This window comes from Methylocaldum sp. MU1018, from assembly GCF_053646775.1.
In genome coordinates this window covers 369,668-390,045 of the sequence record NZ_CM132195.1, presented here as the reverse complement: position 1 = coordinate 390,045, position 20,378 = coordinate 369,668, and the positions used below count along the sequence as shown (strand labels likewise).

Below are 20,378 nucleotides of genomic sequence, written 5' to 3'. Positions count from 1 at the left end.
GCGAACGTCCGACTTCGCGCCGGTCGCCCGGACATCGCGGCGGAAATGACGGCTCCGCGTCATGGAAAAATAAAAAAAGAAGGCAGAACAAAGTGCTTGGGGGGGGGATGGGGGTGTTCTGCCCTCTGGGGAAGTCTTGAGGAGAAACTCTCGAATGCCGGCCGGCTCGTCAAGGAATTTCGGCTCATGTCCTATTCGGTCCGAAATCTGTTTTCGCTCGAACGACCGCCGTCCCTAATCGACGAGTTGCCGTACGCCAAAGTAAAGTAAAGCCCTGTTCGAATCCAGCGTCGCCTTGCGAGCGTACGAAAGGCTTCATCCGATTCGGAACGTTCCGTCTCCTTTCGGAAGGTTCCGAATCGCTCGGAATTTCAACGAAACATCCCGGTTCCGTCGGGACCCTCCCGTCCCCGGCGACATCCCTGAATCCCTTCGCCACATCCTGCGCTCCCTGTCGAAAGCTCCTGCTTCCGCCTCGATGCCGCAACCGTCGGAGACTTCCTCCACCTTCGGTTACGATTGCTTTCGAGTGGTTGTCATTAAACCGGGATTTCAAGTTACGGAAAATACGGATGAATTCGTACGTTATTCCGCGGAAGGCGAGGCTCGCGCGCTCAAAGTCGGAGCGGCCGGCCGGCGCCGCGCGGGAGAAGCCGAAAATCGGCGGCCCCGCCGACGGAAACGCGCTGCCGCCGGGATAGGCACCCGCAAGGAGCGTGGCGGCCGACGCCAAGGCCGGGTACGGGCCCGGCCTTGGCCGACGCGGCTCGTCGCCGCGCCGGGGCATCCTCGCCCCGAATCAACCCGACCCATAGGCCGGGTCAGCGCATCGCCGGTTCACGCCCGAGCGCCCGCCACACGGCGGCGGCCGATCGTGATCAGGCCGGACAAGGCGGACCCGAGCAGCCAGACCGAAGCGGGCAGCGGAATCGGCGCCGGCTGAAATCCCGGCGCCACGTCGACCCTCAAGTCGCCGAAGTCTTTCTCGATCCAGGCAAAGCCGTTCCCCAGCGCAGAGGCCGCAAGAATGTCCTTCACCGTCAACTCGATTTCGATGGAGTTCGTGGCGACATCCTGATTGACGGTCAAATCCCAGGGACCGCCATGAGTGGCGGTGCCGGTTCCGGACGCGGAAAACGTCTGGGTTTTGGTATCGCCGATGACTTGAGAGGTCGTCGCATCTTCGATCCGCAGGGATGCGAAAGCCGATACCCACGACCCGTCCCCGGTCACCTGATGGACGCCGCCCTCCCGCCAGCTCACGCCGGTAATCGTCTGGTTAGGCGCGGCCGTGGCCTTGAACGTGAAGCCGACGGCCTCATGATCGGTGCCGGCCGATCCATTGTTCGCCTGGCCCGCGCCGGGAGACAGCGCGTCGAACGACAACGGCGCCGGCCTGAAGCTGAGGTCGACGCCGGTATCGTCCGACGTCACCGTCGGGCTTCCCAATGCGCCCAGATCGCCGTTGACCAGGGTGAAGTCCACGAGATCGCCGGACCAGGACGTCGCGGCATGAGCCGACGGCCACGCCAGTCCCAGCGACAGCATGGCGGCTGCCGGGATGAATGCCTTTAGCTTAAACATGACCTTGTGCCTCCAACACTTGATTTCCCTGAAAATCGCCCGATTTCCGAAGCGCCGGACGCGGCGTTTCCGCCACTCTCGCGCCTGCAAACCGGGCAACAGCCATTTTCCCTTGGCGGCTCCGGACATCCTGTATCCGCCACGGCGGACGCGATGTCCGCCGTGACTGCCACAATGACTTGATGCTCAAGCTCCGAAGGCTATCGACTTCACCGCTCGGTCTTTCCTCTGCCGAGCGCGAAAAATCCGCGCCTGCAGCCGTCCGTCAAAGAGCAGCCAGGTTGCTGACACAAATCGGCAAAACCGATTGTGATCCCAAAAAAACGGGTTCTCTCCAGATTAAAGAGAACCCGGTCTTTCAGGATAATGCCCCGCCCGAAGGCGGGTTCCGCGATCGAAACGGCCCACCGGCCCCGAAACCTCGATCGCTCCAAAAATCTCGACGGCCAGACCCGACTCGTTGGTATGCATTTCCGGAATCACTCCTTTTGGAACTGCCCCACTGAAGTTCATGAACGGACCGGTCAGCGTCCCAATCAGCGGATCCGAGAAACTACATTAAAACGTCGGCGCTCTCCTCGAAAATACGCGGAAATTCGTAAGTACTTCGTTACCGGGCCGTCACTTCAGAGATAAATCGGAGCCGCCGTGCCTCAACCGTCCCGCAGCGTGGCCAGCAACGCGCTCAGGATCTCGGGATCCACCGGCTTCACCAAATGATGGTCGAACCCCGCCGCTTTCGACCGGGCGCGGTCATCCGCCTGGCCGTAGCCGGTAACGGCGATCATCAGTGCCTTTTGCAATCCCGGCAGTCCGCGCATTTGCCTCGCGACTTCATAACCGTCCATGCCCGGCAATCCGATATCGAGCAGCACGGCTTCGGGCTGGAATTCGCCGGCCACGGTCAGCGCGCCGGGGCCGTCGAAGGCGGTGCGCACGTCGTGTCCGTCCAGGCTGAGCAGCAAGGCCATGCTTTCCGCGGAATCGACGTTGTCGTCGACGACCAGGACTCGGACGCCGGCCGATTGCGATGCGGATTCGCCGCCCGCCGGGCCCGAATCTTCTTGAGCCGGCGCCGCCGCGATCCGGGGCAGGCGCACGATGAATTCGGCGCCGTTGCCGGAACCCGAACTTTGCGCGTCCACTCGACCTCCGTGCATTTCGATCAGCCGCCGCACCAGCGCGAGCCCGAGTCCGAGCCCGCCCTGGGAGCGATCCAGAGAACGGCTGCCCTGGGTGAACAATTCGAAGATGTGCGGCAAAAGCTCGGCCGGAATCCCCATGCCGTTGTCGCGCACCCGCACCAGCGCATCGTGCGGCGAAGCCTCCACGATCAGTTCGATGCACCCGCCGGCATCGGTGTACTTGGCCGCATTGTTCAGGAGATTGGCGATGGCCTGCACCAACCGGGTCACGTCGCCCTCGACCCGCACCGGCTCCGGCGGCAAGCCGACCGTCAGCTTGTGGCGGCGGGATTTGATCAACGGCAGGCTGGTTTCGACCGCCCGCTCGATCACCGTTGCGAGATCGAGCGGCACCTTTTTCAAAGCGATGGTGCCGCGGGTAATGCGGGAAATATCGAGCAGATCGTCGAGCAGGCGGCTCATCTGAGTCACCTGGCGGCCGATCACGTCGCGCGTCCATTTCAGTTCGGGATCGGTCAATCCCAGTTGCCGCAGAACCTGCACGGCATTCCGGATGGGCGCCAGCGGATTCCGGAGCTCGTGGGCGAGCATGGCGACAAACTCGTCCTTGAGACGGTCCGCCTCGCGCAGAGCCTGTTCCGCCTTCCGGCGATCGGTCACGTCGATCGCCATGGAGGCGAGAAACGGCCGCCGGTCGGGCAGGCGCATGGGCGCCGATCCGTAAAACAGCCAGCGCCGCGAGTCGCCGGCCTTGGTCCATACCGTGATCTCTTCCGGCTCCGCGATCGAGCCTTCGGTAAACCGCCGCTGCGTTTCCGCCAGCACGCCATCCACCGCGTCCTCGGGAATTCGGCGCCCTTTCAGAAACCAGGCGCGGGCATCGGGAATCTCCTCGTGGGTCCACCCGGTCAGTTCGGTCACCGCGCAACTGATTTCGAGGATCTGGCCATCCGCGGCGTGCACGAAAATCGGAATCGGCGCCTGCTCCACCACCCGGCGGAAGCGCTCCTCGCTTTCGCGCAGGGCGTCTTCGGCCTGCATGCGCTCGGAAATGTCGCGGCAGACGGTGGACAAATATTCGACCGCCCCGTCCGCCCCCCGATGCGCCAGAATCATCTGCGAAACCGGAATTTCCGTCCCGTTCCGGGCCAGCAAAGCCGTCTCGCCGGTCCAGGCGCCTTCGCGCAAAGCCGCCGGAATGCCTTCCTCCAGAACCCGCGGCTTCATCCGCGGCGACAGATGGTCGCCTATCATGGTCGAGACGAGTTCGTTCCGGTCGGCGAACCCGAGCATCCGCTGCCCGGCGCAGTTGACGTAGATCAGTTCGCCGTCGGGCTCGGCCAGCCCGATCAAGTCCTGCGACGCCTCGATCATGCGCAGCAAACGGATCTGAGCGGCTTCGAGCCGCTTGCGGTCGGTCATGTCGCGAGCGATGCCGAGTATCGCCGGGCGGCGGTTGAAATGAATGCGGCGCGCGCAGAGTTCCACGGGCACCCGGCGGCCGTCCCGGCGCAAAAACGCCGTCTCGCGGCGCCAGGGAGATTCCCGCTCGTCGCTCTCGCTTTGCATGAAGCACTCGTCCCAGGACTCGACGTCTTCGGGCGCCATCACCGATCGAACGGGCAATCCGATACAGTCCTCGCCGGTATAACCCAGCAGCGCCGACAACGCGGGATTCGCGAAAGCCAAATGGCCGTCGTGGGCCACGAACACGCCGTCGTCGAGTGAGTCGAGCAGCGCCTTGTATTTCGCCTCGCTTTCCGACAAGGCCCGGGCCGCCTCCCGGCGTACCTTGGCGAGTTCGAGATGCGTCGCGACGCAAGCCAGAAGCCCGCGCGCCGAAATCGGCTTGATCAGATAACCGTCCACCCCGGCGCCCGATTCCTCGATGCAGGTTTTTTCCTCCGGACGCGCGGCGGTCAGGATCAGCGGGATGTGGTGGATTCTGGCGTTGGCCTTCAAGGCGTGCAACAGCACGGAGCCGTCGCATTGCAAGGTCTTGAGATCGGCCAGCACGAGATCCGGGGGATCGGTCAGGATCGCATCGAGCGCGGCCGTCCCCTGGGCCACGGTCGCGACATCGTACCGATCCTGCAAAAATCGCTTGAAGGAGATGCGCACGTTGGCGTTGCCGTCGGCGACGAGCAGGCGCGCGCGCGGCATGTGCTTTTCGCCGTCTCGGACCGCGGCGGACGCCGAGCGGCGGAAGTCCGGTTTCGGGATCGCGGCGGCCGCGCCGTTTTCGGATAATCGCCGCGAAACCTCGAATGTGGCGGGGTCTGGCGGGGCGGACCGGGCCTCGTGAAGCACCCCGATGCGCTCGATGAAGCCGCTGCCCGCAACCGGCCTTTCCGCGGTGATTGGATTGTCCTTCTCCATGCTGATCATCCTGTGATATTCCTGAGCTTGCAAGCCACGCCCGAAACGCCGATTTCTAACCGAAACGGCTTCCATCGCTAAGATTTCGAGCACGTATCGTCCTCTTGACCGACCGTTTTTACCGCACTTTGCCGGATCGAATCAAGCCTTCCGGGACATCGAACGCAGCCGTCAGACGTCCTCCGCGATATCCGCCTTCAAGACGTCGAATGCGTCGAATGCGATGTTCAGGCTGAACGCCAGATTGAGAATGCCGGTAAGCGTCGTGCCGGCGAAAATGCACAGCATGATGGCAATCTGGTATTTCACCGCCACCCAGGGTTCGCCGCCGCCCAGAATCTGGCCGGTCATCATGCCGGGCAGCGACACCAGCCCCATCGTCGCCATACCGGCCAGAGTCGGATTGACCGCGGCCTTGACGGCTTCGCGAAAGTAGGGCCTCACCGCCTCCCGGCGGGTGGCGCCGAGCAGCAGATAGGTCAGATATTCGTTTTCGTTTTTCTTGAGCGCGGCGTAGAAACGCTCCAGTCCGATCACGTTGCTCTGGAGGCAGTTGCCGAGGATCATGCCCGCCAGGGGCACCAGATAGCGGGCATCGTAATAGAGCGGCGGCCGGATCACCAAAACCAGCAGATAGGCCGTGGCGAACAAGACGCCGACGGACACCGCCGCGAACGTGGCGGCGAAGAAGTAACGCCGCTTCAAGCCGGCGCGTTTCAGAATCGTCCAGTCGGCCACCACCAGCATGGCCAGCACCCATAGCCCGTTCAGCCAGGGATTATTGAGCGCGAACAAAGTCTTCAGATAGACGCCCACCAGGGCCAGTTGCAGGCTCATGCGAACGATGCCGGTAATGATCGCCCCGCCGAGGCCCAGCCCGATCGATCCGAGCAGCAGCCAGGGCAGCAGCACGATGCCGTAAAGCGCCGCCATCTGCGGCAGGGCGATATCAATAGTTTCCATTGCGATGTTTCAATCCGTGCCCGGCCTCATGCGCCGGACGAGAACCCGCCAACGGATGGAGGCCGGCGGATCGGCCCTTCTCGTGAATGAGGAGGTTGCCGGAAGGATAACGATACACCGCATCATCGTCCAGATTCGGCCATTGCGAACCCTCTCCCTGGCGTCCGTCCCTTCGGGACCCGCCTGCCGGCGGTCCAAATACGCTCCCTTCGAACTTGTCCTCCTGCGAGGGAGGTTTCAGCTCCGCTGCTCTTCGAGTCAGACCGGCAAGGTGTTCTGATGAATTCGAATGAGGCGGCCGCCGTCCAACTCCAAAACGGCATCGCAGCGCGCAACCCAGTCGGGATCGTGAGCCACGGAAAGCACGGTGAATCCGGGATCGGCGAAGACATCCAGCACCACCCGCTTGCTCTCGGCGTCCAGGGCGCTGGTCACTTCGTCCAGGAGATAGAGGCTTTTTCCCAGCAACAATGCGCGCGCGATGGCGATGCGCTGCTTTTCGCCGCCGGAAACGCGGCTGCATTCCCGCTCCAGAATGTCCGGAGGCAACTGAAGACGCCGCAGCGCATCGATCAATCGAGACGCGGAAGGCTTGCTGTCTCTGTGCGCCTTGAATTGAAAAGGCAACATCAGGGCTTCGCGCACCGTTGCGGCGCCCAGCGCCGGCTCTTGACCGATGTAGGCGGCATGCCGCCGGACGGTGCGGACGGCCGACGGATCGAGCGGTCTGTCTTCGAACAGAATTCTGCCTCCCGCCAGCGGATAAAGCCCCAGCAAGGTCTTGAGCACCGTGCTCTTGCCGGAGCCCGATTTACCGCGAAGCACGGCCTTTTCGCCGGCGCCCAGGGTGAAACTGAGATCGGTCAGGATCGGTTTGCCGCGAACCGACACGCAGACCTGGTCGAAGCGGATGAGAGCCGCGCGATCCGGCCGACCGCCGGCCGGATGGCGTGCGAGATCAGCTCCGGACGGCATCGCCCACGAACGGGTTGGTGCGGCGCTCCTCGCCGAAGGTGGACAAAGGACCGTGGCCGGGGATGAAAACGACATCGTCGCCCAGGGGAAAAAGCCGCCCGCGGATGGATTTGATCAAAGCGTCGTGATCGCCGCGGGGCAAATCGGTCCGGCCGATGGAACCTTTGAACAGCACGTCCCCGACGACGGCGAGCCGTTCGCCGGGATGAAAGAAAACCAGATGGCCCGGCGTATGGCCTGGGCAGTGCAAGACCTCGAGAGTCTGATGGCCGAACCGCACCGTATCGCCGTCCTCCAGCCAGCGGTCGGGGGTGAAGGCGGCCGTCGGCGGAAAATCGAACATTTCGCACTGTTCCGGCAACTGATCGATCAGGAACCGGTCTTCCTTCTGCGGACCCTCGACCGGAATGCCGAGCCGCGCGGCCAAGATCGCGGTGCCGCCGGCGTGGTCCACGTGGGCGTGAGTCAGCAAAATCTTGACGAGCTTCACGCCGGCCTTTTCGGCCGCCTCCAGGATTCGATCCAGATCGCCGCCGGGATCGACCACGACGCCTTCCCGGGTGTCCTCGCACCAGAGGAGCGAACAGTTTTGCTCAAATGTCGTAACAGAGAGGGTGGTAGCTTTCATATCGGTATCGCGAAGTTGGATTCAAAGGCAGATGATACCGGAAGAACGCTGTCGCGCGGACCCGACGTTTGCCGGCAACGGCTGCCGCTTCGGCCGGAGTCGAGACGGGCTCATCCGCGTATCCGTCGATTTACCGGCGAATCCGTAAGCTCGGAGCAGTCCATCGGTCTGTGAGCTTCGATTGCGAATGGCTTTCGTGCGGAACGCAGGGCCGTATCGGAAACGCTCTAAGGCTCGATTTCCATCAACACTTCGTTGGGATTCACCCGGTCGCCTTTCTGGACGTGAATCGCGGCGACCGTGCCGGCGATGGGGGCCTGGATTTCCGCTTCCATCTTCATCGCCTCGGTGACCAGGACGCGCTGCCCCGCGCCGACCTTGTCTCCCGGCCGCACCAGGATGTCGACGATGTTGCCCGGCATCGCGGTCACCACGTCGCCCGGCTTGCCCGGAACGGGGCGCCCGCTCGGCGTGACGCCGCGCCGGTAGCCGCTCAGCACCTCGAGGTCGACTTCCTGGGGCACGCCGTCGAGAGTGATGTAAAACCTCCGGTGGCGCGGATCGTTGAAATTGGCGCCGGTGATGTGGACGTCGTAGGCCTCGCCGTGAACGAACACCTTGAACTCGGTGGGCACCTCGCCTTGCTCCGCCGGCTGTGACGGCGCCTCCGGCGGAACCAAAGGCTCCGGCTGGAGCCGGCCTTCGCGCCGCTCCTGGAGGAATTTCCGGCCGACTTCGGGAAACATGGCGTAGATCATCAGATCGGTTTCGCTCTCCGCCAGATCGCCGATTTCCGCGCGCAGATTGTCCAGTTCCGGCGGCAGGAGGTCCGCGGGGCGGCATTCGGCCGGCTGCTCGCGGCCAATGGCGCGGCGCTGCAAGTCCGGATCGACCGGCGCCGGCGGGCGGCCGTAGCCGCCCTGGAGATAGCGTTTGACCTCGTTGGTGATGGACTTGTAGCGCTCGCCGGTGACCACGTTCAGCACCGCCTGGGTGCCGACGATTTGCGATGTCGGCGTTACCAGGGGCGGATAGCCGAGGTCGCGGCGAACTCGCGGGATTTCATCGAAGACGTCGAGGATGCGGTCGAGCGCGCCCTGCTCCTCCAACTGCTTGGCAAGGTTCGACATCATCCCGCCCGGCACCTGGTTGATTTGAACCCGGGTGTCGACGCCGGTGAATTCGCTCTCGAACCGGCGATATTTCTTCCGCACCTCGGCGAAATAGGCGGCGATGTCCTGCAACAATTCCAGGTCCAGCCCGGTTTCGTGATGGGTGCCGCGCAAAGCGACCACCATGCTCTCGGTGGGCGGATGGCTGGTGCCGCCGGCGAAGGACGAAATGGCGGTGTCGATGTGGGTGCAGCCATATTCCACCGCCTTGAGCTCGCACATTTCGGCCAGGCCCGAAGTGGCGTGGGAATGGAGATGCAGCGGCACGCCGAGGTTCTCCGAGAGGGCCGAAACCAACTCGGCCGCGGCCACGGGCGTCAGAAGCCCCGCCATGTCCTTGATGGCGATGCTGTCGGCGCCCATCTCGACCAGGGCCTGGGCCTGCTCCACGTAAAGATCCACCGTGTGCACCGGGCTCAGGGTGTAGCAGATGGCGCCCTGGGCGTGCCTGCCCGTTTCCTTCACCGCCCGGATGGCGGTTTCCATATTGCGGATGTCGTTGAGGGCGTCGAACACGCGGAAGACGTCGATACCCTCCTTTGCCGCAAGCCGCACGAATTCCCGCACCACGTCGTCGGAATAGTGCCGGTAGCCGAGAAGGTTCTGGCCGCGCAGCAGCATCTGCAAGCGGGTGTGGGGCAAGGCGCGGCGAAGCGTCCGCAACCGTTCCCACGGGTCCTCCTTCAAAAACCGCAGGCAGGCGTCGAAGGTGGCGCCGCCCCAGACTTCCAGCGACCAATAGCCGACCCGGTCCAGCTTGTCGCAGACGGGCAGCATGTCCCCGGTGCGAAGGCGCGTCGCGATCAGGGACTGGTGGGCGTCGCGCAGTACGGTGTCGGTGATGTAAACCTTGCTCATGGCTCTCTCAAAGCCCCACGTGGGCGGCGATAGCGGCCGCGACGGCCAGGGCCGCGTCGTCGTGGCTGCGTTTCTGGGAATAATTCAGGAGTTCCGGATGATCCTGCAAAAATCCGGTATCGAAGCGCCCGGCGATGAAATCGGGATGATCCAGGATTTCCCGATAGAACGGCATGGTGGTCCTGACGCCGCTGACGGCCATGTCGCCGAGCACGCGCCGGCCGCGCGCCAGCAGTTCGGCCCAGGTGCGGCCGCGCACGATGACCTTGGCGCACAAGGAGTCGTAATACGGCGGAATTTCGTAGCCGGTATAAATGGCGGTGTCGATGCGGACGCCGGGCCCGCCCGGCGCGTAATAGCGGGTGATGCGGCCGTAGCTCGGCAGAAAATCGTTTTTCGGGTCTTCGGCGTTGACGCGGAACTGCATGGCATAGCCGGCAACCTTCACGTCTTCCTGGCGTAACGGCAAGGGTTCGCCGTCGGCGATACGGATTTGCTTCTGCACGATGTCGAAACCGGTGATTTCCTCGGTGATGGTGTGTTCCACCTGCACCCGCGTGTTCATCTCCATGAAATAGAATTCGCCGTTCTCGGCGAGCAGGAATTCCACCGTCCCGGCGTTCCGGTAATTCGCCGCGCGGGCGGCGCGCACCGCGAGCCGGCCGACGCGCTCGCGCTGTTCCGGGGTGAGCTGGGGCGACGGCGCGATTTCGATGAGCTTCTGGTTGCGTCGCTGGATCGAGCAGTCGCGCTCGTACAGATGGACCAGGTTGCCGTGATGGTCGCCCAGCACCTGCACTTCGATGTGTCGGGGACGCTCGATGCACTTTTCCAGAAACACTTCGGCGTTGCCGAACGCCTTGGTGGCCTCGGAAATCACCCGCTCGTAATTCAGGCGAAGCTCCTGAGGCGTGTCGCAGCGACGAATCCCTCGCCCGCCGCCGCCCGAAGTTGCCTTGAGCATGACCGGATAACCGATGCGTTCGGCCTCCGCCAGTGCCCGATCGAGGCTGTCGACGTTGCCCTCGCTGCCCGGCGTCACCGGCACGCCGGCGCGGGTCATGGTCTCGCGGGCCGCGGTTTTGTCGCCCATGCGCCGGATGGTGTCGGCGTCCGGGCCGATGAAGGCGATGCCGCGGGCGACGCAGGCGGCGGCCAGTTCCGGGTTTTCCGACAGAAAGCCGTAGCCCGGATGGACCGCGTCGCAGCCGGTTTCCACGGCCAGATTGACGATGCGATGGGGATTCAGATAGCCGGCCAGTTCTTCCGAGCCGATGCAGTAGGCTTCGTCCGCCTTTTTCACATGGAGCGCGAAGCGGTCGGCCTCGGAAAAAATCGCCACCGAGCGAATCTCCATTTCGGCGCAGGCGCGGATGATGCGCACCGCAATCTCGCCGCGGTTGGCGATGAGAATTTTACGGATCATGTGGTTTCCCGCGGATCGGAACCGATTTATCCGAACAACCTAGAGAAACCTTATTCTACAGAAACCCGACACCAAGAATAGCCGGGCAATCCCTTGTTTTTATTATTGAAACCATAAGAATACCGAATGTTCGCGAGATAGCTCCTCAATAGCGGTAATTTAGACCGACCGAAGCGGAGAAGGCTTCCCACCGCACGCCGTTCAAGCGGGCAGTCAGGGCCGCGCCGTCCGCGAAATAAGTCTTGTCCTTGCCGTCGTCGGTATGCCAGTGCCGATAGTCGCCTCTGACGCCGAGCGACAGCCGCGGCGTGATCGCGTAATCGATCGAACCGCCGGCCCTCACCCCTTCGCCGTCGGCATCGTGGCGGAAGCTTTCGGGATGCCGAAAATCCTCACGCAGATTCCAGTCCGCCTCGGCGTGGAAATCGGCCCAGTGATATTCGGACCACAGGCTCAGCCTCAGACCGGGCAAGGGCTGTGTCCGGAATTTCAGGCCCAGCCACGGCCCGTGCCAGCGCGTATCGTAGCGGCTGTCCAGCCCGTCGAAGCGGCCGAGCGGCGTCGGGAAACCGTGCGCGGAGACGGTCTGGCGGCCGTCCTGCATCCGGAGATTTTGCTCCTGGTAGGCGTAGCCCGCCATCGGCGTGACGCTGAGCCGGTTCGGATCGCCGCCCGCGGGGATGAAAAACGAATGCCCGATGCCGAGCGAAGCATCCAGCATGTGGCCTTTGTCCGCCTTGCTGTCGGAACGGGAGAATTCCAGCGTGCGGTCGTTTCCCAAAAAATCGGAATCCCGGCTGTCGCCGTCCACCACCCAGGCGTAGCCGAGCTTGCCGTCGAAATGCCAGCCGCCGGGCGTGACGATCTCGGCCTGACCGGCCAGTTGCACGCTGCGAATGTCCTTCCATTCGAGTTCCGAAAGCACGTTCGGGTTGCCGGTCGGCGAGGCGATGCTCCAGTTCAGCCGATCCTGCCGATAACCGGAGGCGAGGCCGTAGTCGAATTCGTAGCGCCTTTTCGAATCCGGTTTCCGCGGAGATTCGCCGTTTTTTTCGGGTTCGGCTTCGGCGCGGCGGCGGGCGGGCGCGGCGCTCGCTCCCGAAAACACCCTCATTTCGAGCGGCTTCGCGCCTTCGCGCTCGACGGAAACGATTCTCGCGCCCGCGTCTTCCGGAGCGGCATGAAAGACGTGCATCTTCAGATCGGGAAGCGCTGCGCCGCCCGCAATCGCGATCGTGCGGGCCTGCGCCCCGGCGGCCGCGAGCAAGGCCGGCAGCAATGCGCTAACGGCGCAGCGCATCGTGGAACGGCTCCGCCGAGATCAAATAGGCATAAGTGCCGTCGCCGCTCGTTCCGGCCTTGGCGAGCCGTTCCGATTCGAAGGTCGCGGCCAGCCAGCGCCCGCGCAACTGCTCGTGATCGACGCGGCGGCGCGACGGCGCGAGGTTCTGAAGATAGACCGCGGTGACGTGGACGCCGTCTTTTTCCCAACCGGCCACCGGGCTCGCCTCGATGTCCCGGTTCGCTATCAGCGGCAGGGCGTCGCGGCGGGCCAGTTCGGTCCGGTAAATCCCCGGCGGCGGTTCGGTAATGCCCGGCTGGCGCATCGCTTCGGCGGCCACGCGGGTCAGTTCGGCGTAAGTGTCTTCCGGCCGCCCGGCCCGCGCCGCATCGAGGGGCCGTTTGGCCACCGCGTCGTCGGACGCTTCCGGCGGGCGCTTGGGGCGCGAGCGCGGCGGTCTTCGGTATTCGTCCAGGTCGTCCTGGCTATCGTAGAACTTGTACTGGTCCTCCAGCTTGTAACGGTCGTGCTGGCGGCCCGGATTGCGATAGATGTCGAGGGAGCCGCCCATCTGCGCAGCGTTGGGATGGATGCTCCCGTCCTCAATCACCTCCCGGCTGACGATCGCCGCTTCGCCGGGCGTCTTCATGACGTGCGGAGTCAGAATCACGATCAGCTCGCGCCGCGTCCTTTGCTTGGCGGTGTCGCGGAATATCGCGCCGAGCAGGGGAATGTCGCCCAATATCGGAACCTTCTTTTCGGTATCCGAGGCTTGCTCGTCGATCAGGCCGCCGATGGCCACGGGGCTGTTGTCCTTGGCCACCACCGTACCGCTGAAAGTCCGGGAATTGACCACATCCACCAGCGCATCCTGAATCTGCGCCTGATTCTGCGGGTTGGTCACCGCCAGGGGGATGCTCGCCTTGGCGCCGAGAGCCGACTGCTCCACCAGGATGCGGATGCTGACCGTGCCGTCGGCGTTGATGTTGGGGGTCAAGAGCAGGGTCGTGCCGACCGAGCGCAATTCGGTGCGCGGCACCAGAATGGGCTGGATGGCGGTCGACGTGAGCAGCCCGCCGGTCGGCTGGCTCGACGTATTGGTGGAGGCGTCGTAGCCGGTCGTCACCGGCCGCTCCTCGCCGAGAAAGATGCGGCTCACCTCCTGATTGGTGGTCAGCAGCATCGGCGTCGCCACGCTGGTGACCCGCCCTTCCTTCTCCAGAATCTGAATCTTGGCGTTGAACTTCTTGTTGACGAAGGTGGACAAGAGCGCCGCATCGATGGCGCGGGCGCCGGGCAATACCGACAGGGCCAGGTCGCCGGCGGTGATGTCGAAGTTGAATACCGAATCGAAGCCGTCCGACAGATCCACCGAAAGAATCTTCACTTCCAGCATGAGGGTGGAAAGCTCCTGATCGAGCTCGGCCACCAGCGCCCGGATATGTTCGAGCGCCTCGCGGTCGCGGGTGCGGACCATCACCTTGTTTTGCGAGCGCAGCACGCTGACGAAGATGCGCGACATGCGCCGCTGGATTTCCTGCTCGAGCGGGGAACCGGCGCCGGTCTCGCCCGCGATCTTGAGCTGCCGGTTCAGATCCTCGCCGCTGATGATGGCCTCCTCCATGCGGTGGGCCGCCATGTCCTGCGCGGCTTGCCGGCGGGTGTCCTGCTCGTCGCGGTCGCTGATGGCCGGCCTGGAAACGCGCGGCCCCGACTGGAACGGGCCGGTGGCCGCGCCCTGCATCGTCTGGTTGCCCTGAAACAGAGACTGGTTCTGCTGCCGGGAACTTCCGCCTCCGCCGGAGCCGAATCCCTGGGTGCGCTGCGAATCGATGATATTGAAGCGGCGGAACCGCCCTTGCAGATCGGCCGCGATTTCCGCCTGATCGGACCCCGGCGCGAACTCGACCCGCTCGCCGTACAAATCGCGGACGGCATAGGCGATTTCGAGCGCGTAAGGATATTTCAGCGTGAAGATTTTGGTCTCTTCGTTGGTCGCGTCCGCATCGCCCAGCTTGAACTCGCGCGTGGTGTAGACGCGCAAGATGCGCGAATCGGGATCTTTCTGATACCAGAGGCTGTGCATCCGACCCAAGGCGTCGAGCACTTCCATCGGCCGCACGTTGCGCAGGAACAGCGCGGTCTTGATCGCCGCCGCCTCCTTCGAGGCGATGATGTTCAGCCCCGATTGATCGGACAGAATGCGCAACGCGTCGCCCACCGTGATGTCGCGAAAGTCGATCGCCGCGATGACCTGATCGGCGGCGTGCAAGGCGCGCGCGGGCCAGATCGCCGCGACCGAAACCAAAAGCAGAAAAATCAAGCGGAAACGTTTCATGCGGGAAGGGTTCTCGTCAGCGCAGGATAAGGGTCTGCCGGAAGGGAAGCAGCTCCAGCTGAAGGCCGGCGTCGTCGAAGGCTTTGGCGCGGACGGTGATAGGCTCCCCCGACCGGGTGTAGCAACTGATTTCGCCGTCCGGCTCGATCAGGTAATTTGCACCGTCGACCTCGATCATCGCCTTGCCGGCGCCCGCGCCTCCCCGCACCGCGGCCACCAGGCGAACCCTGGGCGGCTTGGCCGCCGGCGCTTGTCCCGAAGACGCGGCCGGCGCTTTCGGAGCCGCGTTGCGCAAGGCGTCGCGGAGCACGGGCGTGAGCCGCGTCGGATCGTCCAGCTCCCGCACCGTGTCCTTTAACACCCGATCGCGCCGATCGAGGACCGCCTCCACCTTTTCGGCCACCGAAGGCTCGGGTAGCGTCGTGTCCTCGGCCGACGCCGACAGAACGACCAAAGCAAGCGCGGCGCACCCGGCGCGAATCGACAGGGGCATCATTTCGGAGATCCTCCCCCGGCGGCGAACATGGCGGTCAGGAACGCGGCGTAGACGAAGCCGATGATGCCGCCGACGACCACGGTCATGGCCGGGGCGATCATCCCGCTCATCCGGCGGATGTCCTTGGCCAGGAGTTCCTGATGAAACGCGCCCATCTCCTCCAGCATCTCGTCCAGACGGCCCGAGTTCTCGCCGATCACCATCATCCGCGCCAGCATGGGCATGTAACCGAAACGGGCGGCCAGCGATTCCGAAAGCGAGGCGCCCTCGGCCACCCGCTTCCGGGCATGGGCCACGCACTGCGCGAGATAGCGGTTGCGGTGCAGGCCCTGCACCGTCTCCAGCGCCTCGAGGATATGAACGCCGCTGCGGAGCAGCGCTTCCATCGAGCGCGCGAACACCACCGTGCCGGACAGCCGGAACAGCCGCCCGAACAGGGGCAGCCTCAGAACCAGCGTGTCCAGCGCCAGGCGGCCCGGCGGCCAGCGGTACAGGCCGATCAGCACCGCGAGCGCTGCCGCCAGACCCGCCGCGATGGCCGGGGTATAGGTCTGGAACCATCCGGAGGCATCGATCAGCGCCTGGGTCATGGGCGGCAGCTTGCGCCCCATGATGGACAGAAATTTCTGGAGTTCGGGAATGATCTTGACCAGCATGAAAACGGTGACGCCGATGGTGAACAACAGCACGAAGCAGGGATAGAGCAAGGCGCCGACCAGTTGCGCGCGAATCTTGCGCTGCTCCTCCAGCTCCGTCGAAGCGTGCTGGAGCGCGCGGTCGAGATAACCGGTCTTTTCCCCGACCCGCACCAGTTGAATGCTCAGTTCGGTGAACGCCTTGTGCTCGGCCAGCGCGTCCGCGATGCTGCTGCCCTGACGGATGCGGGCGGACACCCGGCGCCAGATTTTCTGCACCGACAGTCGCGAGTGATCGGCGACGAGATCCACGGCTTCCAGGAGGCTGACGCCGCTCTTGAACATCATCGCGATGTGGTGGAAGTTCTGGGCGACGTCCACCGAATTCATCGAGCGGTATTCCAGGGGATTGAGCGAGCGCAGCCGCTCGCCCAGCGACGTCTCGCGATCCTCGGCGACGGCCAGCGGCAGCAGCCCCTGCCGGCGCAGCAAGGCGATCAGATCGTCGCGGGAGGCGGCGACGGTCACGCCGGTTTGCGCGATGCCCTGGCGATTGCGCGCGGTATAACGGAATCGAGGCATAGCGCGTTACCAGGACAGGGCGATCTGCATCACTTCGCCGGCCGAGGTCCGGCCGGCGATCAGTTTTTCCAGCCCGTCGTCCAGCAGAAACCGGAAACGCTCGGCCCGCATGCGCTCGACCAGTTGCGGTTCGGTTTCGCCTTCGACGATGCCGCGCGCCCACTCCGATTTCAGCGGCAGCATCTCGTACAAGCCGAGCCGTCCGGCGTAGCCCTTGCCGATGCAATAGACGCAGCCGCCCGGCTCGTAAACCGTCAGACCGGTCAGATCGGGGCGCCCCAGGGCGAAGGCTTCGCGCTCGGCGAGCGGGCGCGGAATGCGGCAATGCGAGCAAAGCCGGCGCACCAGGCGCTGAGCCACGATCAGCCGCATCGTGGCGGCCACCAGATAGGGCTCGACGCCCATGTCGAGCAGACGGGTGACGGTCGCCGCCGCAGAATTGGTGTGCAGCGTGCCGAGCACCAGGTGTCCGGTCAAGGCGGCCTTGATCGCCACGTCGGCGGTTTCCCGGTCGCGGATCTCGCCGATCATCATCACGTCGGGATCGTGCCGCAGCATGCTGCGCAGCGCCTTGGCAAAGCTCACCTTGTCGGCGGCGTCCACCTCGCACTGGGCGACGCCGTCGATGGCGTATTCGATGGGATCTTCCACCGTCAGGATATTCACGTTGCGCTCGCTCAGCAGCAGGCGGATCGCGGCGTAAAGCGTGGTGGTCTTGCCGCTGCCGGTGGGGCCGGTCAGGATCATCATGCCCTGGCTGCGGCGCAGAAAGGTTTCGATGGTGCGGCGGTGGTCGACGCTGAAGCCGAGCTTGTCCAGCGTCAGCGATTCGGTGTCCAGCGCCAGGAGGCGCAGCGTCATGCGCTCGCCGTATTTGGTGGGCAGCGTCGCGACCCGGAGGTCGATGCGCTTGCCGCCGCCGGCGCACTGATGGGTAAAGCGTCCGTCCTGGGGCGCGCGCTTTTCGGCGATGTCCAGCCCGCTCATGACTTTCAGGCGGCTGACGATTTCCTGGTAAACGGCGCTGGGAAACCGGGCGTAGGTCTCCAGCCTGCCGTCGATGCGAAAGCGCACGGTGACGCCGGTCCGCTCCGGATCGATATGGATGTCCGACGCCTGCCGCAGAAACGCGGCGTTCAACAAATCGTCGCTCAATTCGCTGGCGCTCTGGCCGTCGCCGACGACCGCCACCGCGTTCTTCGCCTCGCGGCTGTCTCCGTAAACCCGCGTCAGCACCGACTTCAGAGCATCGGGATCGGCTTCCCAGGCCACCACCGGCGCTTTCAGCATGCGTTCGGCCACCGCCAGGGCGCCGGCGTCCTGCGGGTCGGCGCAGGCGACGTGCACGGCGCCGCCGATTTGGACGAAAGGCAGCAGTTGGCGGCGAAACGCCACGTTGGCCGGAACTTTCATCGCCCAGGCCGGATCGACGCGCACCGACGCGATGTCGAGCCGGTGCGAATCGGGCGTAAAGGCGGCGTATTCGCGGAATTTCAGCCCGAGCCGTACGCCGTCGCCGCCGGGCGCCAGCCAGCAGAGTTCCGCCGGGCGGGTAAACGCCGTTGCCGGCGCGTGGATCGTCACGGCCAGTTCGGCCCCTTCGCGCAGAAGATCGGCCGGCGCATTCGCCGGCAGCCGCAGCCCGGCGCCGCCGGGCGAAATGTTCGCCACCGTCGCGCCGAGTTCCATGCCGTCCGGGCCGTAAACGGTCGCCATCCAATCGGACGGCGCGCTCTCGCGCCGATTCAGCCGTTTCTCGGCGGTCGGCTCGGTATCGTCTGCAAGCGGTTTACGACTGATCGGCATGTTGTTCATCACCTTGTTTTTCTCCGCGCCACTCGCGCCCTCCCCATCGAAACGGCCGGCGCTACTCCGCTCAGGCACCCGGCCCCAGCCACATCCACAAGGACCATTGCAAATCCGAAGACTCGTCGCCGGGCGGATACATGGCCCAGATCACCGGAAGCAGGGCCGCGCCGTCGTCCTCGGCGATGGCCTCGAAAACCCGGCGGGCGGCGCGATAATCCCCGGCAAAGTCGACGCGCAGGAGCGTCCAGCGCGAATCCTTGGCGTTTTGCAGCCGCTGAACGATGTCGCGGTAGGTCTTGGGCAGGTTCTGGCCCGGGTCTTCGGCGGTATTGTCGCCTTCCCGAAGACCGTGCCGTTCGAGCAGCCGCGACACGCGGTCGCTCACCTGACCGGCGTAACCCGGACGCCCCGCCAGCCCGGTCCGCTCCTGGACCATGCGGTTGAACTCGTCCTGCTGGCTTTTCATGCGCCGGATGTCCTCGTCGAGCCGGGTCTGCTGGGCGCGAACGCCCGGCAGGGCTTCCGGCGCGATTCCGCGCGACATCATCTCCGTCGCCTCTTTTTCGGTTTGTTCGGCCTGGCCGCTGATCCGCCCGCTGACGAACGTGAAATAAACGACCAGCAGCACCAGCGCCGGCAGAATTCGCTTGAGGAGCCGTTCCCGCTTTTCCTCGTTCATGCGCCCTCCTTCCGCTCGCTCGCCGCCGGCGATTGCGAAAATCCCTCGAGACCGCCATCCCTCAGCTTGATTTCGAAACCCCACGGGCCGCCGCCTTCCAAATATTTCAGATCGTTGCTGAGCGCGGGCGCCACGTCCCAGCCCAGGGGCTGTAACGGCTCGTGCAGCGACGACGCGAGGCGGACCGCTTCGCTCGGGCGCAAGGCGATGCCCCGCACCGCAATCTCGCCCTGGCCGGTCGCGATCTCGTCGATGACGATGCCGTCGGTGCGGTATTGCGCGAGCGCCTTCAACAGCGCCGCCGGGCGCTCGCGCAAGGCGCTCACCACCGCCGGGAGCGAAGCCTGGCTGCCTTCGAGCGCCGCCACGTCCTTGCGCAGCTTGTCGTATTCTTCCTGCTTCTTCTTGATGGCGTCGCGCAGCGTCTTGATCTCGGCGTCGGCCTTCTTCAGCTCGTCCAGCCGGGCTTGAGCGCGGCCCGCCTGAACCGAGAACCAGCCGAAGTGTGCGACGCAGATCGCCAGGGCGGCGGCCGCGAACCCGCCCATGAAAAAATATTCCCGGTAAGGATGGGCCCTGGGACGGAATACCGGCACCACCGGCGCTTCGGCCGCCGTCAGGAGCTTGGCCCAGGCGCCCAGCCAGCGGGGCAGGTCGCCTTCGTCGTCGAGCCGGAAATGGGCGATCTCAGCCGCCCTCTCCTGAACCGCTCCCGAACCGAGCTGCTCCACCCGCGCGCCGGCCGGCAACCGCTTGCGCCAGCGCTCCAGATCGCGCTGCGCCCGCGGCTGGAACGCCTGCACCGAGTCCGCCCCGGCTCCCGCTCCCGATATCCCCAGCACGGTTTCCGGCCAATATTCCAGACGCCACCAATCGCCGCTCCCGTCCGAAAGCGGCAGAGGCAGTCCCCCCGGATGGAGCAGCCCGCTCAACCGGCCGCCCGCTTTCCCGACCGCCGCCTGAACCTGCTTGAACGCATCCTGCGGCGCGAGCGACACCCAATACTGGTTCATGTCGTCCTCGGAACCGGTCAGCGTGAACGCCAGATCGCGCCCGGCGGTCGGAAACCCCATGGCCGCCTCCAGTTCGAACGACAGCGCCTGGATCAGCAAATCGTCGGCAACCCCGGCGGTCTGGACCGTCGGCAGGCTCAGGGAATGAACGGACAACCCGTCGCACAGCACCCAGACGCTCCGGCCGAACGTCCTTCCGCTCGCGGCGGCGACGAAGGCGACGATCTCCGGCAACGTCTCGATGCCTTCGCAAGCCTTGCCGAAGACCTCCGGCACCCCGATCTCGCCCTCGCCATCGGCATCGACCCGGACGACCTCCTTGGCGCCGGCGAAGATCAGGGTATGGGCGGGGCCCGGGGAGCGCAGGCGGAATTTTTGGAGGGTTTGTTTAAGCATGAGATGGATTCATCAATC

Annotated in this window: 14 protein-coding genes; all 14 read right to left on the bottom strand. The window is 64.7% G+C overall.

Translation table 11 applies throughout. From position 1 onward, the window contains the following. Positions 1-837: 837 nt before the first annotated feature. Complete coding sequence (locus ACWJKU_RS01800) at positions 838-1,713, bottom strand: VPLPA-CTERM sorting domain-containing protein (RefSeq protein WP_454145321.1); 876 nt, start codon at positions 1,711-1,713, stop codon at positions 838-840. Positions 1,714-2,237: 524 nt separating this feature from the next. Next, a complete protein-coding gene (locus ACWJKU_RS01795) occupies positions 2,238-5,117 on the bottom strand; it encodes a PAS domain S-box protein (protein WP_454145320.1) in 2,880 nt (959 codons plus the stop codon). A gap of 162 nt (positions 5,118-5,279) precedes the next feature. Beyond that, the gene (locus ACWJKU_RS01790; RefSeq protein ID WP_454145319.1) at positions 5,280-6,071 is read right to left on the bottom strand and encodes an ABC transporter permease; all 792 of its coding nucleotides are present in this window, start codon (positions 6,069-6,071) and stop codon (positions 5,280-5,282) included. A 258-nt stretch (positions 6,072-6,329) separates the two neighbouring features. Beyond that, positions 6,330-7,046: an ABC transporter ATP-binding protein gene (locus ACWJKU_RS01785; RefSeq protein WP_454145318.1), complete on the bottom strand. Its 717-nt coding sequence runs from the start codon at positions 7,044-7,046 to the stop codon at positions 6,330-6,332. Beyond that, entirely contained in the window at positions 7,030-7,674 is a 645-nt protein-coding gene (locus tag ACWJKU_RS01780; RefSeq protein ID WP_454145317.1) for an MBL fold metallo-hydrolase, read from the bottom strand. The genes ACWJKU_RS01785 and ACWJKU_RS01780 overlap by 17 nt, the downstream gene beginning before the upstream one ends. 227 nt (positions 7,675-7,901) lie before the next feature. After that, complete coding sequence (gene oadA / locus ACWJKU_RS01775) at positions 7,902-9,704, bottom strand: sodium-extruding oxaloacetate decarboxylase subunit alpha (RefSeq protein WP_454145316.1); 1,803 nt, start codon at positions 9,702-9,704, stop codon at positions 7,902-7,904. Between the two features lie 7 nt (positions 9,705-9,711). Then, a complete protein-coding gene (locus tag ACWJKU_RS01770) occupies positions 9,712-11,130 on the bottom strand; it encodes an acetyl-CoA carboxylase biotin carboxylase subunit (protein WP_454145315.1) in 1,419 nt (472 codons plus the stop codon). Positions 11,131-11,275: 145 nt separating this feature from the next. Beyond that, entirely contained in the window at positions 11,276-12,430 is a 1,155-nt protein-coding gene (locus ACWJKU_RS01765) for an autotransporter domain-containing protein (protein ID WP_454145314.1), read from the bottom strand. Beyond that, positions 12,414-14,750, bottom strand: coding sequence for a DUF3438 family protein (locus ACWJKU_RS01760; RefSeq protein WP_454145313.1), 2,337 nt, complete (start codon positions 14,748-14,750; stop codon positions 12,414-12,416). Before ACWJKU_RS01760 ends, ACWJKU_RS01765 begins: the two co-directional genes overlap by 17 nt. Before the next feature lie 16 nt (positions 14,751-14,766). Continuing rightward, positions 14,767-15,246, bottom strand: a complete 480-nt coding sequence (locus ACWJKU_RS01755) for a hypothetical protein (RefSeq protein WP_454145312.1) — start codon at positions 15,244-15,246, stop codon at positions 14,767-14,769. Next, on the bottom strand, positions 15,243-16,463 hold the full coding sequence (locus tag ACWJKU_RS01750; protein ID WP_454145311.1) for a type II secretion system F family protein: 1,221 nt from the start codon (positions 16,461-16,463) through the stop codon (positions 15,243-15,245). Before ACWJKU_RS01750 ends, ACWJKU_RS01755 begins: the two co-directional genes overlap by 4 nt. Before the next feature lie 6 nt (positions 16,464-16,469). Further along, positions 16,470-18,269 carry an ATPase, T2SS/T4P/T4SS family gene (locus tag ACWJKU_RS01745; RefSeq protein ID WP_454145310.1) on the bottom strand — a complete coding sequence of 600 codons (1,800 nt, stop codon included), beginning with the start codon at positions 18,267-18,269 and terminating at the stop codon, positions 16,470-16,472. 70 nt (positions 18,270-18,339) lie between these two features. Beyond that, positions 18,340-18,951 (bottom strand): hypothetical protein, encoded by a 612-nt coding sequence (locus ACWJKU_RS01740; protein WP_454145309.1) that lies wholly within the window; start codon positions 18,949-18,951, stop codon positions 18,340-18,342. After that, positions 18,948-20,360 (bottom strand): hypothetical protein, encoded by a 1,413-nt coding sequence (locus ACWJKU_RS01735; RefSeq protein ID WP_454145308.1) that lies wholly within the window; start codon positions 20,358-20,360, stop codon positions 18,948-18,950. The genes ACWJKU_RS01740 and ACWJKU_RS01735 overlap by 4 nt, the downstream gene beginning before the upstream one ends. Between the last annotated feature and the right edge of the window lie 18 nt (positions 20,361-20,378).

What these genes read in the sequence shown, in the direction of transcription:
- ACWJKU_RS01785 (WP_454145318.1), bottom strand. Translation starts at nt 7,046, where the DNA reads ATGCCGTCCGGAGCTGATCTCGCACGCCATCCGGCCGGCGGTCGGCCG.
- ACWJKU_RS01765 (WP_454145314.1), bottom strand. Translation starts at nt 12,430, where the DNA reads ATGCGCTGCGCCGTTAGCGCATTGCTGCCGGCCTTGCTCGCGGCCGCC.
- ACWJKU_RS01755 (WP_454145312.1), bottom strand. Translation starts at nt 15,246, where the DNA reads ATGATGCCCCTGTCGATTCGCGCCGGGTGCGCCGCGCTTGCTTTGGTC.
- ACWJKU_RS01795 (WP_454145320.1), bottom strand. Translation starts at nt 5,117, where the DNA reads ATGATCAGCATGGAGAAGGACAATCCAATCACCGCGGAAAGGCCGGTT.
- ACWJKU_RS01800 (WP_454145321.1), bottom strand. Translation starts at nt 1,713, where the DNA reads ATGTCCGGAGCCGCCAAGGGAAAATGGCTGTTGCCCGGTTTGCAGGCG.
- ACWJKU_RS01760 (WP_454145313.1), bottom strand. Translation starts at nt 14,750, where the DNA reads ATGAAACGTTTCCGCTTGATTTTTCTGCTTTTGGTTTCGGTCGCGGCG.
- oadA (WP_454145316.1), bottom strand. Translation starts at nt 9,704, where the DNA reads ATGAGCAAGGTTTACATCACCGACACCGTACTGCGCGACGCCCACCAG.
- ACWJKU_RS01790 (WP_454145319.1), bottom strand. Translation starts at nt 6,071, where the DNA reads ATGGAAACTATTGATATCGCCCTGCCGCAGATGGCGGCGCTTTACGGC.
- ACWJKU_RS01735 (WP_454145308.1), bottom strand. Translation starts at nt 20,360, where the DNA reads ATGCTTAAACAAACCCTCCAAAAATTCCGCCTGCGCTCCCCGGGCCCC.
- ACWJKU_RS01770 (WP_454145315.1), bottom strand. Translation starts at nt 11,130, where the DNA reads ATGATCCGTAAAATTCTCATCGCCAACCGCGGCGAGATTGCGGTGCGC.
- ACWJKU_RS01745 (WP_454145310.1), bottom strand. Translation starts at nt 18,269, where the DNA reads ATGCCGATCAGTCGTAAACCGCTTGCAGACGATACCGAGCCGACCGCC.
- ACWJKU_RS01740 (WP_454145309.1), bottom strand. Translation starts at nt 18,951, where the DNA reads ATGAACGAGGAAAAGCGGGAACGGCTCCTCAAGCGAATTCTGCCGGCG.
- ACWJKU_RS01780 (WP_454145317.1), bottom strand. Translation starts at nt 7,674, where the DNA reads ATGAAAGCTACCACCCTCTCTGTTACGACATTTGAGCAAAACTGTTCG.
- ACWJKU_RS01750 (WP_454145311.1), bottom strand. Translation starts at nt 16,463, where the DNA reads ATGCCTCGATTCCGTTATACCGCGCGCAATCGCCAGGGCATCGCGCAA.